The organism is Pseudomonas sp. 21LCFQ010 (assembly GCF_024129905.1).
Taxonomy (GTDB): Bacteria; Pseudomonadota; Gammaproteobacteria; order Pseudomonadales; family Pseudomonadaceae; genus Aquipseudomonas.
The window spans coordinates 119,456-132,314 of record NZ_JAMYDZ010000011.1; the positions used below are offsets into that span (position 1 = coordinate 119,456).

General features: G+C 62.7%; 11 protein-coding genes. 4 read left to right on the forward strand and 7 right to left on the reverse strand.

The window, feature by feature from the left end:
• Nucleotide 1: 1 nt before the first annotated feature.
• The 7 genes from NJC38_RS14925 to hpaA form a co-directional block, all read right to left on the reverse strand.
• Nucleotides 2–1,327, reverse strand: a complete 1,326-nt coding sequence (locus NJC38_RS14925; protein ID WP_253115409.1) for an MFS transporter — start codon at nt 1,325–1,327, stop codon at nt 2–4.
• Nucleotides 1,328–1,705: 378 nt separating this feature from the next.
• Nucleotides 1,706–2,128 (reverse strand): homoprotocatechuate degradation operon regulator HpaR, encoded by a 423-nt coding sequence (hpaR, locus tag NJC38_RS14930; RefSeq protein WP_045489305.1) that lies wholly within the window; start codon nt 2,126–2,128, stop codon nt 1,706–1,708.
• Nucleotides 2,129–2,258: 130 nt separating this feature from the next.
• On the reverse strand, nt 2,259–3,284 hold the full coding sequence (locus tag NJC38_RS14935; RefSeq protein ID WP_253115411.1) for an XdhC family protein: 1,026 nt from the start codon (nt 3,282–3,284) through the stop codon (nt 2,259–2,261).
• A gap of 25 nt (nt 3,285–3,309) precedes the next feature.
• Nucleotides 3,310–4,647, reverse strand: a complete 1,338-nt coding sequence (locus NJC38_RS14940) for a cytochrome c (protein WP_253115413.1) — start codon at nt 4,645–4,647, stop codon at nt 3,310–3,312.
• Between the two features lie 15 nt (nt 4,648–4,662).
• Nucleotides 4,663–6,921: a molybdopterin cofactor-binding domain-containing protein gene (locus NJC38_RS14945; RefSeq protein WP_253115415.1), complete on the reverse strand. Its 2,259-nt coding sequence runs from the start codon at nt 6,919–6,921 to the stop codon at nt 4,663–4,665.
• 40 nt (nt 6,922–6,961) lie between these two features.
• On the reverse strand, nt 6,962–7,414 hold the full coding sequence (locus NJC38_RS14950; protein WP_045489296.1) for a (2Fe-2S)-binding protein: 453 nt from the start codon (nt 7,412–7,414) through the stop codon (nt 6,962–6,964).
• A gap of 315 nt (nt 7,415–7,729) precedes the next feature.
• Nucleotides 7,730–8,653, reverse strand: coding sequence for a 4-hydroxyphenylacetate catabolism regulatory protein HpaA (hpaA, locus tag NJC38_RS14955; RefSeq protein ID WP_253115479.1), 924 nt, complete (start codon nt 8,651–8,653; stop codon nt 7,730–7,732).
• A gap of 181 nt (nt 8,654–8,834) precedes the next feature.
• On the opposite strand from hpaA, the gene NJC38_RS14960 reads away from it, so the two are divergent.
• From NJC38_RS14960 to hpaD, 4 genes are all read left to right on the forward strand, one after another.
• A complete protein-coding gene (locus NJC38_RS14960; RefSeq protein WP_253115417.1) occupies nt 8,835–9,506 on the forward strand; it encodes a fumarylacetoacetate hydrolase family protein in 672 nt (223 codons plus the stop codon).
• Nucleotides 9,503–10,282, forward strand: coding sequence for a fumarylacetoacetate hydrolase family protein (locus NJC38_RS14965; protein ID WP_253115420.1), 780 nt, complete (start codon nt 9,503–9,505; stop codon nt 10,280–10,282). The genes NJC38_RS14960 and NJC38_RS14965 overlap by 4 nt, the downstream gene beginning before the upstream one ends.
• Nucleotides 10,283–10,287: 5 nt before the next feature.
• A complete protein-coding gene (gene hpaE, locus NJC38_RS14970; RefSeq protein WP_253115422.1) occupies nt 10,288–11,748 on the forward strand; it encodes a 5-carboxymethyl-2-hydroxymuconate semialdehyde dehydrogenase in 1,461 nt (486 codons plus the stop codon).
• Nucleotides 11,749–11,854: 106 nt separating this feature from the next.
• The gene (gene hpaD, locus NJC38_RS14975; protein WP_045489290.1) at nt 11,855–12,778 is read left to right on the forward strand and encodes a 3,4-dihydroxyphenylacetate 2,3-dioxygenase; all 924 of its coding nucleotides are present in this window, start codon (nt 11,855–11,857) and stop codon (nt 12,776–12,778) included.
• Nucleotides 12,779–12,859: the final 81 nt, after the last annotated feature.

Sequence of the window (12,859 nt, forward strand, 5' to 3'; positions counted from 1 at the left end):
GTCAGGTGGCCGCCGTTGCCGGAACCGAGGCAGGCCGGCTCAGACGCAGCGCCACCAGGCTGCCGACAATGGTCAACGCCGCCAGCGCATACAGCGCGGCGGTGGTCGAACCGGTCTGATCCTTGATCCAGCCCACCAGATAAGGGCTGAGAAACCCGGCCATCTGGCCGATGGAGTTGATCAAGGCCAGGCCACCGGCGGCCACGCTGGCGCTGAGCAACGCGGTCGGCAACGGCCAGAACATCGGCAGACCGGTCAGCGCGCCCATGGTGGCAATGCACAGGCCGGCAATGGCGATCACCGGCACACTGGCGAAGTTGGCGGCAATCATCAGCCCCGCCGCGCCCATCAGCATCGGCACCACCAGGTGCCAGCGCCGCTCGTTGCGCAAGTCCGCCGAACGCCCCACCAACAGCATGAACACCCCGGCCAGCAGGTAAGGGATCGCACTGATCCAGCCGATCACCAGCGCATCGCTGAAGCCCAGGTTCTTGATGATCGAGGGCAGCCAGAAGTTGATGGCATACACCCCGCTCTGGATGCAGAAGTAGATAAAGCCCAGGGTCCAGATCAGCGGCATGGTCAGCACGCTGGCCAGCGAAGAACTGGCCTGTTTGGGCCGGTTCAACTCGTCATTGGCCACATCGTTTTTGACCCGTTGCTGTTGCTCAGCGCTCAGCCAGCTGGCGTCCTCGACCTTATCACACAGCAGCTTGAAGGCCATCAGGCCGAGCAGCACGGTCGGCAGCCCCTGGATCAGAAACATCCACTGCCAGCCATCCAGGCCGCCCTGGCCATGGGCGAAGTGGTTGAGGATCCAGCCGGAGAACGGCCCGCCAAGCAAGCCGGACACCGGAATCGCCGACATGAACAGCGCCATGATCCGCCCGCGCCGCTGATTGGGGTACCAGCGCGACAGGTACAGCACGATGCCGGGGAAGAAGCCGGCTTCGGCCATGCCGGTCAGAAAGCGCAGCACATAAAATTCCATCGGCGTGGTGACAAACAGCAGGCAGGTCGAGAACGTGCCCCAGGTGATCATCATCAGGCCGATCCAGCGCCGCGGCCCGAAGCGGTTCAAGGCCAGGTTGCTGGGCAGGCCGCACAGCACGTAACCGATAAAGAAGATCCCGGCGCCCAGGCCGTAGACCGTTTCGCTGAACTTCAGGGCGTCGAGCATCTGCAGTTTGGCGAAACCGACGTTGACGCGGTCCAGGTAGTTGAACAGGTAGCAGATGAAGATGAAGGGGATCAGACGCAGAGTGATGCGACGGTAGACAAGATTGCCTTGCACGTCGTCAGCCTCGCGAGTCGGCGAGTGGGACATGGTGTGGAGTCCTTGAAGGATGTTGTTGTTATGGGCAGCCCGTTGATCATAGGGGTGCGTCAACAAAAACTCTTTGGCGGTTTGCACGACGGTATGGCCGCGTTGTTGTGTGCTTGCACAACGGCGTGTGCGGATGACGGGCGCCGTAGGAGCGGATTTATCCGCGAAGGCTTCCCGGCTAGAGCCAATACTGTTCGGATAAGCGCTATCTGCCTTTGTGGGAGCGACCTTGGTCTGTGCGGCATTCCGACGAAGAGGCCGGCAAAGTCACAGCATCTGCTGCGAATGTGCAGCCGCTTTCGCTAGCAAGCTAGCTCCCACAGGAACCGCGTTGTCCTTAACGGATCAGCATTACCCCTCCAAGGTTACCCTTGTGAATCACGGCTCAATGCGTTTGAGTTCGCGCAGCAGCTCCAGCAGTTGCTGCATCTTGTCTTCGCCAAACTGCGCCTGGATGCGCTGGTAATTGCGCTCCATGTCTTCGCTCATCGAGACGAAGCACTGCTGGCCCTGCTCGGTCAGGCTGACCAGCATGCGTCGCTGGTCATGGGCCGGTTTGCTGCGCCGTACAATGCCGTCGCGCTCCAGGCGCGCCAGCACGCCGGTCATGCTCGGCTTGAGGATGCAGGCCTGCTCGGCCAGTTGGTAGCTCTCCATTTCACCCTGCTGGTTGAGGATGCGAATGACCCGCCATTGTTGTTCGGTCAGGCCATGTTCGTTCAATGACGGACGAAAGAACGCCATCGCTGCTTCACGGGCCTGCAGCAGGGTAAGGGTCAGAGAGGGTCTGGGGCTGGGCATGGTCTACACAATAGCCGGTGCAGGACCGGCGGTGGGAGGGTTCGGATGATGGCCGAGGACTATAGCCGACGACTGGTTAACAAGTAAACGATTGACCGGTCCCGAACCCCCGATCGGCCTGCCGGAAGGCTCAGGCCGCGTCGGTCGTATTGCGTTCCAGCTGCTGCTTGCCGTGCGCCACCGACAGGGTGTCGGGCAGGCACACGCCGTTCTTGATCGCCAGTACCTGAGCCATGATGCTCACGGCGATTTCTGCCGGGGTCTTGCTGCCGATGAAGATGCCGACCGGGCCATGCAAGCGTTGCAACGAGGCTTCGCTCTGGCCGAAATGCTCGATCAGTCGATCACGACGGCTGCGGTCGTTGCGCCGCGAACCGATGGCACCAACGTAAAAGGCCGGGCTGTCCAGCGCGGCCAGCAGCGCCAGGTCGTCGAGCTTCGGGTCATGGGTCAGGCCGATGACGCAACTGCGCACATCCGGTCTGAAGGCAAGCACCTCGTCATCCGGCATGCCGGTCACCAGTTCAGCTCCGGCCACCGACCAGCCGGCCCGATATTCATGACGCGGGTCGCAGACCGTGACCCGAAAACCATTGAACAGGGCCATGGTCGCCAGGTACTCGGCCAGCGCCCCGGCACCAATCAATAGCATCCGGTACGCCGGCCCCAACGTATTGACCAGCCGAGCACCATCGAACTGCAAGGCTTCAGGTTCGCCGGCACGCTCCAGCACCACCTCGCCACTGGCCATTTCCAGGGTACGACGCATCAGCGCACCGTCATCCAGAGCGGCCAGCAAGCGGGTCAGTGAGGCCTGCTCAGGCTCGAATTCCAGCACCAGTTCCAGGGTGCCGCCACACGGCAAACCGAAGCGATGCGCTTCATCGGCACTCACCCCGTAGCGCACCACACGCGGTGCGCCGCCGGGCATGGGCTGAGCAGTGAACGCCGGGCTGTAGCGATGAATCAGGTCATCCTCGATACAGCCACCCGAGACGCTGCCAGCGGTGCGCCCGTCATCACCCAGCGCCATCATCGAGCCGACCGGGCGCGGGGATGACCCCCAGGTCCTGACCACGGTGGCCAACAGCACGCGCCGCCCCTCGACCAGCCAACCCAGGGCGCTGCGCAGTACCAGCAGATCAACGCTTTGCATTGTCGTAGTCCTTCATTGACGGCCTTCAGCGCATCTGCAAAATGATCGGGTTGCTGCTCGCCGGACGGGTTCGTTCGCGCAGTTCGGCCACTTCGGCAGGCGTCACCGGCCCACCCTGATTGCCCCAACTGCTGCGGATGAAGCTCAGCACATCGGCCATCTCCTGGTCGTTCAACTGATTGCGATAAGGCGGCATGCGATAGGCATCGGGCATGCCCTGCGCCACGACCCGGTCCGAGCCATTCAAGGCCACGTTGATGCTGGTGGCGCTGTGTTTGGCCATCGATGACGACGCACCGGCCAGCGGCGGCATCCACTGCCCCTGACCGCGACCGTCGATGCCGTGGCAGGAACTGCACTTGGCCACGTAATTGGCCGCCCCCGGTTTTTGCATGTCACTGGCGGTCAAGGCCTGGGCGCGCGCCGGGTCCCAGGCCGGCCCGTCGCGTTGCGGGTCGCCGGGTAATGACGCCAGGTAGCGGGCAATACCGGCCAGGTCGTGGTCGGTCATGTACTGGGTCGAGTTGTTGAACGCCTCGGTCATGGTCCCGGTGACCACGCTGTGAACGTTCCGGCCGTTTTGCAGGTACTGGACAATCTCGCCTTCGCTCCAGCGCCCCAGTCCAGTGTTAGGGTCCTGGCGCAGGCTCGGTGCATACCAGCCATCGAGCAAGGCGCCACTCAGATACAGCGGGCTGCTTTCATCCATGCCCTGCTCGTTCATGGCCAGCCCGCGTGGCGTGTGGCAACTGCCGCAGTGGCCCGGCCCCTGAACGATGTAGGCGCCGCGATTCCACAGCGCATCCTGGCCGGCTTTGTCCTGATAGGCGCCTTGCGGGGCAAACATGGCGTTCCACAGTGCGATGGGCCAGCGTATGTTCAGCGGCCAGGCAATCTTGCCCGGCTGATTGGCCTGCTGTACCGGCTTTACCCCATGCATGAAGAAGGCATAGAGCGCGCGAATGTCTTCATCGCTGTACTTGGCATACGACGGATACGGCATCGCCGGGTACAGGCGATGCCCGTCGGCGGCCACCCCGGAGCGTACCGCCCGGTCGAAGTCGGCCAGGCTGTAGCGGCCAATCCCGGTCTGCGGGTCGGGGGTGATGTTAGTGGTGAAGATCGAGCCCATGGGCGTGGCCATTTCATAGCCGCCGGCAAACGGCGCGCCCTTGGGCGTGCTGTGGCAGGCCACACAGTCGCCGAGCCGGGCGACGTATTCGCCGCGCTGGATCAGTTCAGGCGTGGCCGCTGCCGGCGTCTGGTTGTCCAGCGGCGAATGGGGTGTGCGGGTGACAAACCAGGCCAGGCCCGCAGCCACCGCGACACCGACCACCAGCAGATAGCGTGTTGTTCTGTTCAACGGCTGATTCCTTGCTCAGGTGTCGAAGCGATAGTGCGACAGGGGCATGCTGCGAATCGGCTGCCCGGTCAATCTGGCGACGGCATTGGCCACTGCCGGTGCCACGGCCGGCAACGGCGGCTCGCCGATCCCGCCCATCTTGGCGCCGCTCTCGATCACCGTGACATGCACCCTGGCCATCATGCTCAGCGGCAAGATCCGATACAGGTCGTAATTACGCGCCAGCGGCTGGCCCTCTTCGTATTGCGCCTCTTCGATCAGGGTCTGCGACAGCCCGAGCGCCACCGCCGAGTTGACCTGCGCCTCAATAATTGCCGGGTTGACGATGCTGCCCGGATCGATCGCCTGCCAGATGTCGTGCACCTTGACCTGGCCGTTGTGAATCGACACCTCGGCAATCACCGCCACCTCGGTGCCGAACGGCGAGGCCATGGCAACCCCCCTCGCCCGCCGGCTGCCATCTTCTGCGGTAAACGGGCCGCGCTTCCAGCCGCCGGCCAGGCTGGCCACCGCGTTGAGCAAGTGGGTCAGCCGCTGATTGCCCTGCAACAGCCGCAGCCGCAATTCAAAGGGGTCTTGCTTGCCGGCATCGGCCAGTTCATCGAGAAAGGCTTCGTAGACAAAGTCATTGATCGAGTTGCCCACCGAACGCCAGTAGGCCAGCGACAGCGGCGTTTTGCGGTAACGCTGGGCAATGCGCCGGTCAGGGATGCGGTATTGCTTGCCGGTCAGCCCTTCCACAGCGGTGGGGTCGATTTTCTCACCGCGTTTGTTGGCGATGCCTTCGGTCGGCCCTTCAGTGACGGTGATTGCCTCAAGCGCGACCGGCAATCCCTCGGCGTTGACGTGACCGCGCAGATGCACCACTGACATCGGTCGCAACGGGTCACGCAAGAACTCCTGCTCACGGCTCCAGATCACCTTGACCGGACGCCCGACCGCTTGCGCGAGCAAGATCGCCTGCGGGTAAGGCGAAGCACTCGGGTAGATAAAGTGCCGACCGAAGAAACCGCCCAGCAACGGTGAATGCAGGGTGATGCGCGACGGCTCAAGGCCCGTCAATTTGACGATCTCGGCCAGAAACAGATCCGGGGCCTGGTTAGGCAGCCACACCTCAAGCCCGCCGTCAGCGTTGAAACGCGCCAGCGCCGAGGGCGGCTCCAGCTGGGCGTGGTGCAGGTTCTGGGTATGATAAGTGGCGCTCACGGTCTTGCCGGGACCGGCAAAGGCCTTGACCGGATCACCCTCGACCTCACTGTCTTGACCGGGGTCGCGATCGTCCTTGAGCTGCTGGAGGTACGCCGCGCTGGAAAAGTCTGCCGGCATGTAGCGCATGGCGGTATTGTCTTGCGGCTCTCGCCACTCGACCTGCAGCGCTTCGACGGCCCGTTTGGCAGTCCACCAGCGTTGCGCGACGACCGCGACGGCGCCGGGCAGCACATGCACCGAATGGACACCGGGCAGCGCCTGGACCTGCGCCTGATTGCGCACTTGCTGTACTTCCAGGCCGAGCCGCGGCGCGTGCTGGATAGCCGCCTGCAGCATGTCATCGACCCGACAGTCGATGGTATACACCGCCTTGCCGGTCGACTTGTCGCGCACGTCCAGGCGCGCCACCGGCTTGCCGATCCAGCGGAACTGCTGCGGGTCTTTGAGTTGCACTTGCTCAGGGTCGGGAACCGGCCGGTCCAGCGCGGCACCGGCCAATTCGCCGTAGCTTGCCGAGCGGCCCGATGCCTGGTGGATGACCCGGCCAGGCTCGGTGGTCAGTTGCGCCACCGGCACCGACCACTGTTCGGCGGCGGCCTCCAGCAGCATCAGGCGTGCAGCGGCGCCGAGCTTGCGCATGGTGGTGTAGCTCGAACGCACCGACATACTGCCGCCGGTAAAACGCGCGCCAATGTCCATGACCTTGTAGTCGCCACCGGGCGGGGCCATTGCCACGACAAAGCGCTGCGGGTCGGCGTCCAGCTCTTCACCGACGATTTGCGCCAGGCCGGTGAAAATCCCCTGCCCGCCCTCCGCGAAGGGGCTCTTGAAGTGGATGCTGTTGTCCGGACGAATTTCCAGAAACGCCGGCACCCGTGCACCGGGCGCCATTGCCGCCGGGCCTTGAGCGGCACGCGCCTCCCTGAGCGGCAGGCCGAAGCCAATCACCAGCGCGCCAGCGCCAAGACCTGCCGAGGCCAGAAGAAAGCCACGCCGCGAGATATTGACCGGTTCTGCCAACGGAAATTGACCGTCGGCACCGGTAGGTCGGTTGTGCCTTGCCATGTTTTGTTCTTCCATCGAATGAGGTCGAAAACGCGCGGGTTCAAGCAGGCCCGCTGGAAAGATCAGCAATCGCCGCCTGGATTGCGTTGTAGGTTCCGCACCGGCACAGGTGGGTCATTGCCGCACTGACCTCCTCTGGCGACGGATTGGGCGAGCGTTTGAGCAACGCGGTGGCAGCCATGACCTGGCCGGACTGGCAATAACCGCACTGCGCCACCTGATGCTTGACCCAGGCAGCGACAACCCGCTGACCGAGCTCGTCGTCTTCTATCGCTTCGATGGTGCGAATCTTGCGACCGACCACACCCTCGACCGGCGTGACGCAGGAACGCACCAGCATGCCGTCGACCATGACCGCACAGGCGCCGCATTGCGCCAGGCCACAGCCGTACTTGGTGCCGGTCAGTCCGATGTCGTCGCGAATCAGCCAGAGCAACGGGGTGCCCGCCTCGGCCTCGACCTCATAGGTCTTGTCGTTGATATTCAACTGCATGGCGCTAATCCCGGTGGGTGAACTGCTTTTTTAATATTCATGGCCAGCACTCTGCGCAGCAGAGCCTGGCTGGAAAACTATAGACAGGTTATTTACCCAGAGCCTGGGCAAACCGGGTAGCTCATTACGCTGGATTTCTTGCCTGATCCGCTGGCAACTACCGGCGCTTTGAAAAGTACCAGCGCAACCGGCGAAAAGGCATTTTCCGCAAGGGCCGGCGCGCCCATCATCAGCGCCAGACACCACGCTTGTCGCATTCAGGGACAGATCACCGAGCGTAATGCCGCCTTCGCGAGCGAGCTCGTTCCCACATTTTCACCCCTGCGCAGGAGATCGATCATGAGCGTGCGCCTGGCTGTGCCGGTACTCGCCGGGGCTCATCCCGGCATAGCGCAGGAAAAAGCGGCTGAAGTACGCCGGGTCCTTGAAGCCCAGCCGGTAGCAGATCTCAACGGCCGACAGGCCGGTGAACAACAGCAGGCGCCGCGCCTCCTGCATCAGCCGCTCAAGAATCAGCCGCTTGGACGGCAGATCGGCAATGCGCCGGCAAACATCATTGAGCCGCGCCTCGGTCACGCCAATACCACTGGCATAACGCGGCAACGCCCAGTGCTCCAGATAATGGCTTTCGATCAGTTCGTTGAAACGGTGGAAAATCTGCAGGTCTTCATGGCGTGCAGGCCGCGCTTGCAGCGAACGGGCACACAGCCGCAGCAGGCTGGTCATGATCAACTGGGTCAGGCTGTCCAGCGCGGTGCCGCGTCCGGCACGCCGGTCGTTGATTTCCTCGCGCAGTTCCTCGAACAGAAATTCAAGACGGCGAATCTCTCCAGCGAACGCCGGCCCCAGTTGCGACAGCGCCACACAGGCGGCCGGCAGTTGCGGCCCTGGTGCCAGGCTCGGGTCGGCCTCGATCAGGTTCCAGACAAGCTGCTGACGTACGGTCAGGACGTGGCCGTCACTGTCGGGTTCGGTGACGAACGAATGCGCGATGGTCGGCGGAGTCAGGAAGAACATCGGGCCGGACTCGACGTATTGCTGGTCATCCAGATACACCCGCACGCTGCCGCTGTTGACGTAATGCACCTGAAAGAAGCGGTCATGCCGATGCACCGGCATGTTACGGCCGAAGAAGCCCGCCAGGTTGCCCAGCTTGTCGTAGTGCACCTCGGCATCGCTGTAGCGCTGGTCATAGACCTGACCGATGTTGATGTTGGGGATCGGCTGTCGATCATTCATCTGATCATTCTCGTTGTTGTTGTTTTCCAGCGTCAGTGCGCCTGCAGCCATGCTCCGCCTTTTGCGCGACGCATACCAGTGCCTGGCACTTGACGATCATTAACATCTTAACTTATAAAGTTAATACATTAACAAGTAAACGATCTGGCAGCCGCTGCCCGATCACTGCCAGGAGAACAACATGACCCGTGCCCTGCACGACGTCGCCCATGGCACCCTGCTCGGCGTTGCGCTGAACTATCAGGGTCTGCTGGAGCAGCGTCTCGCCGAATTCGAGCAAGCGCCTTACAAGCAGCCGCCGGTCAAACCGGTGCTGTTCATCAAGACCCCCAATACCCGCAACAGCCATCAAGGCCAGGTCACCCAGCCGCGTGGCGAACGCCTGCAGGCCGGTCCCGCGCTGGGGGTGGTGATCGGCAAGTCGGCCAGCCGGGTCAGCCTTGAGAATGCCCTGGCGCATGTGGCCGGTTACCTGATCGTCAATGAGTTCAGCCTGCCCGAAGACAGCTACTACCGGCCGGCGGTCAAGGCCAAGTGCCGCGACGGTTTCTGCGCGTTGGGCCCTGAGCTGGTGCCTGCCGCGCAGGTAGAGGACGCCGGGCAGTTGACCCTGGAACTGTTCGTCAACGGTGAACTGCGTCAGCAAAACAGCACCGCCAACTGGGTGCGCAATGTCCCGCAACTGATCGCCGAAATCAGCGAGTTCATGACCCTGCACGAAGGCGATGTGCTGATCACCGGCACCCCGGAAGGCCGCGTCGATGTCGTGCCCGGTGACCGTGTCGAGGTGCAGATCAGCGGCCTGGGCCGACTGAGCAACAGCATCGTCGCCGAACAGGAGCCACGCCCATGAAACACGCTCGCATTGGCTTTGAAGGCCAGGTCCACAACGTGCAGGTCGAAGTCGGCGATGACGCCAGTCTGAGTGTGCGTCTGGCCGATGGCCGCGTACTGGTTGAGGACCAGGTGCAGTGGCTGCCACCGGCCACCGGCAACATGTTCGCGCTGGGCCTGAACTACGCCGATCACGCCGCAGAACTGGCCTTCGCGCCGCCCACCGAGCCACTGGCCTTCGTCAAGTCGCCGGGCACCTACACCGGCCACCGGCAAATCAGCTGGCGCCCGGACAACGTCGCCTACATGCACTACGAGTGTGAGCTGGTGGCGGTAATCGGCAAGCCGGCACGTAACGTCAAGCGTGAAGACGCCTTGCAGTACCTGGCCGGTTACACGGTGTGCAACGACTACGCGATCCGCGATTACCTGGAGAACTACTACCGGCCCAACCTGCGGGTCAAGAACCGCGACGCCACCACCCCGGTCGGGCCGTACATCGTCGATGTGGCCGATGTGCCAGACGCAAGCAAGCTCAAGTTGCGGACCTGGATCAACGGCGAACTGAAACAGGAAGGCACCACCGCTGACATGATTTTCGATATCCCTTACCTGATCGAATACCTGTCCAGCTTCATGACCCTGCAACCGGGCGACATGATCGCCACCGGCACGCCCGAGGGCCTGGCCGATGTGCTGCCGGGCGATGAGGTGGTGGTGGAAGTCGAAGGCGTCGGCCGGCTGGTCAACCGAATCGTCAGCGAAGCTGATTTCTTCAAGAACAATAAGGCGTGAGCAGCATGATCAAACACTGGATCAATGGCCGTGAGGTCGAAAGCAAAGACGTATTCGTCAACTACAACCCGGCCACCGGCGAAGCCATCGGCGAAGTTGCCAGCGGCGGCGCCGAGGAAGTCGCCCAGGCGGTAGCTGCGGCCAAGGAAGCCTTCCCTAAGTGGGCCAACACGCCGGCCAAAGAACGCGCCCGGCTGATGCGCAAGCTCGGCGAGCTGATCGACCAGAACGTGCCGAAGCTGGCCGAGCTGGAGACCCTGGACACCGGTCTGCCGATCCATCAGACCAAGAACGTGTTGATCCCCCGCGCCTCGCATAACTTCGATTTCTTTGCCGAAGTCTGCACCCGCATGGACGGCCACACCTACCCGGTGGACGACCAGATGCTCAACTACACCCTGTACCAGCCGGTGGGTGTCTGTGGCCTGGTGTCGCCGTGGAACGTGCCGTTCATGACCGCGACCTGGAAAACCGCGCCGTGCCTGGCGCTGGGCAACACTGCGGTTCTGAAAATGTCCGAGCTGTCACCGCTGACCGCCAACGAACTGGGCCGTCTGGCCGTTGAAGCCGGCATTCCCAACGGCGTGCTCAACGTGATCCAGGGCTATGGCGCAACCGCTGGCGACGCACTGGTTCGCCACCCGGACGTACGTGCCATCTCGTTCACCGGCGGCACCGCCACCGGGCGCAAGATCATGCAGACCGCCGGCCTGAAAAAATACTCCATGGAGCTGGGCGGCAAGTCGCCGGTACTGATTTTCGAAGACGCCGATCTGGACCGCGCCCTGGATGCGGCGCTGTTCACCATCTTCTCGCTCAACGGCGAACGCTGCACCGCCGGCAGCCGGATCTTCATTCAGCAAAGCGTCTACCCGCAGTTCGTTGCTGAATTCGCGGCCCGCGCCAAACGGCTGATTGTCGGTGATCCAACTGATCCGAAGACTCAAGTCGGCTCGATGATCACCCAGGCGCACTACGACAAAGTCACCGGCTACATCAGGATCGGCATCGAAGAAGGCGCCACCCTGCTGGCCGGTGGCCTGGAGCGTCCGGCCAACCTGCCTGCGCACCTGGCCAAGGGACAGTTCATTCAGCCCACCGTGTTCGCCGACGTGAACAACAAGATGCGCATTGCCCAGGAAGAGATCTTCGGCCCGGTGGTGTGCCTGATCCCGTTCAAGGACGAAGCCGAGGCTCTGCAACTGGCCAACGACACCGAGTACGGCCTGGCCTCGTACATCTGGACCCAGGACATCGGCAAGGCTCACCGCCTGGCGCAAGGCATCGAAGCCGGCATGGTGTTCATCAACAGCCAGAACGTGCGCGACCTGCGCCAGCCATTCGGCGGCGTGAAGGGTTCAGGCACCGGCCGTGAAGGCGGCCAGTACAGCTTTGAAGTATTTGCTGAAATCAAGAACGTGTGTATTTCAATGGGCAGCCACCACATCCCGCGCTGGGGGGTATAAGGCAGCTGCAAGCTTGAAGCGACAAGCTGCAAGAAAGAGCGTAACGCTTCTGGCTTGTAGCTTGCCGGTTGGCGCTCAATTAACAATAAAAACCGGGAGAACCACCATGGGCAAACTTGCTCTGGCTGCCAAGATCACTCACGTTCCGTCGATGTACCTGTCGGAGCTGCCCGGCCCGCGCCAGGGCTTTCGTCAGGCGGCGATCGACGGGCATCACGAGATCAGCCGACGCTGCCGCGAACTGGGCGTCGACACCATCGTGGTGTTCGACACCCACTGGCTGGTCAATGCCAATTATCACGTGCTGTGCGGGCCGCATTTCAAAGGCGTGTACACCAGCAATGAACTGCCGCACTTCATCAGCAACATGGAGTACGAATTCCCCGGCAACACCGAACTGGGCAAGCTGCTCGCGCAAGAATGCAACCGCTTCAACGTCGAGACCATGGCCCACCACGCCACGACTCTGGGGCCGGAATACGGCACCCTGGTGCCGATGCGTTACATGAACCAGGACCAGCACTTCAAGGTGATTTCGGTCTCGGCGCTGTGCACCTCGCATTACCTCAACGACAGCGCACGGCTGGGCTGGGCCATGCGCAAAGCGGTCGAGGATCACTACGACGGCACCGTGGCATTCCTGGCCAGCGGCTCGCTGTCACACCGCTTCGCCCAGAACGGCCAGGCGCCAGACTTTGCCACCAAAGTCTGGAGCCCGTTCCTGGAAACCCTCGACCACCGCGTGGTGAAGATGTGGGAAAACGCCGAGTGGCCGGAGTTCTGCGGCATGCTCCCCGAATACGCAGCCAAGGGTCACGGCGAAGGCTTCATGCATGACACCGCGATGCTGCTTGGTGCACTGGGCTGGTCGGACTATGACGGCAAAGCCGAAGTGCTGACGCCCTACTTCGGCTCCTCGGGCACCGGGCAGATCAACGCGCTGTTCCCGGTCACGCCGCAGGATGGCTCGGCGATTCCACCGGCCCAGGCCGCCAATCCGGCGGCGGTGGTGTCCACGAGCCGGCTGTAAAACCGGTTGCGGCACTGGTTGCAGGACCGGCTGCAGGACCGGCTTTAGCCGGGAAAGGGCCATTCCAGACGCAGCATTCAT

Bases quoted from the DNA above. Each gene is read 5' to 3' on its own strand.
- NJC38_RS14950 (WP_045489296.1), bottom strand. From the start codon at position 7,414: ATGCAGTTGAATATCAACGACAAGACCTATGAGGTCGAGGCCGAGGCG.
- NJC38_RS14960 (WP_253115417.1), top strand. From the start codon at position 8,835: ATGACCCGTGCCCTGCACGACGTCGCCCATGGCACCCTGCTCGGCGTT.
- NJC38_RS14925 (WP_253115409.1), bottom strand. From the start codon at position 1,327: ATGTCCCACTCGCCGACTCGCGAGGCTGACGACGTGCAAGGCAATCTT.
- NJC38_RS14935 (WP_253115411.1), bottom strand. From the start codon at position 3,284: ATGCAAAGCGTTGATCTGCTGGTACTGCGCAGCGCCCTGGGTTGGCTG.
- hpaR (WP_045489305.1), bottom strand. From the start codon at position 2,128: ATGCCCAGCCCCAGACCCTCTCTGACCCTTACCCTGCTGCAGGCCCGT.
- hpaA (WP_253115479.1), bottom strand. From the start codon at position 8,653: ATGAATGATCGACAGCCGATCCCCAACATCAACATCGGTCAGGTCTAT.
- NJC38_RS14965 (WP_253115420.1), top strand. From the start codon at position 9,503: ATGAAACACGCTCGCATTGGCTTTGAAGGCCAGGTCCACAACGTGCAG.
- hpaE (WP_253115422.1), top strand. From the start codon at position 10,288: ATGATCAAACACTGGATCAATGGCCGTGAGGTCGAAAGCAAAGACGTA.
- hpaD (WP_045489290.1), top strand. From the start codon at position 11,855: ATGGGCAAACTTGCTCTGGCTGCCAAGATCACTCACGTTCCGTCGATG.
- NJC38_RS14945 (WP_253115415.1), bottom strand. From the start codon at position 6,921: ATGGCAAGGCACAACCGACCTACCGGTGCCGACGGTCAATTTCCGTTG.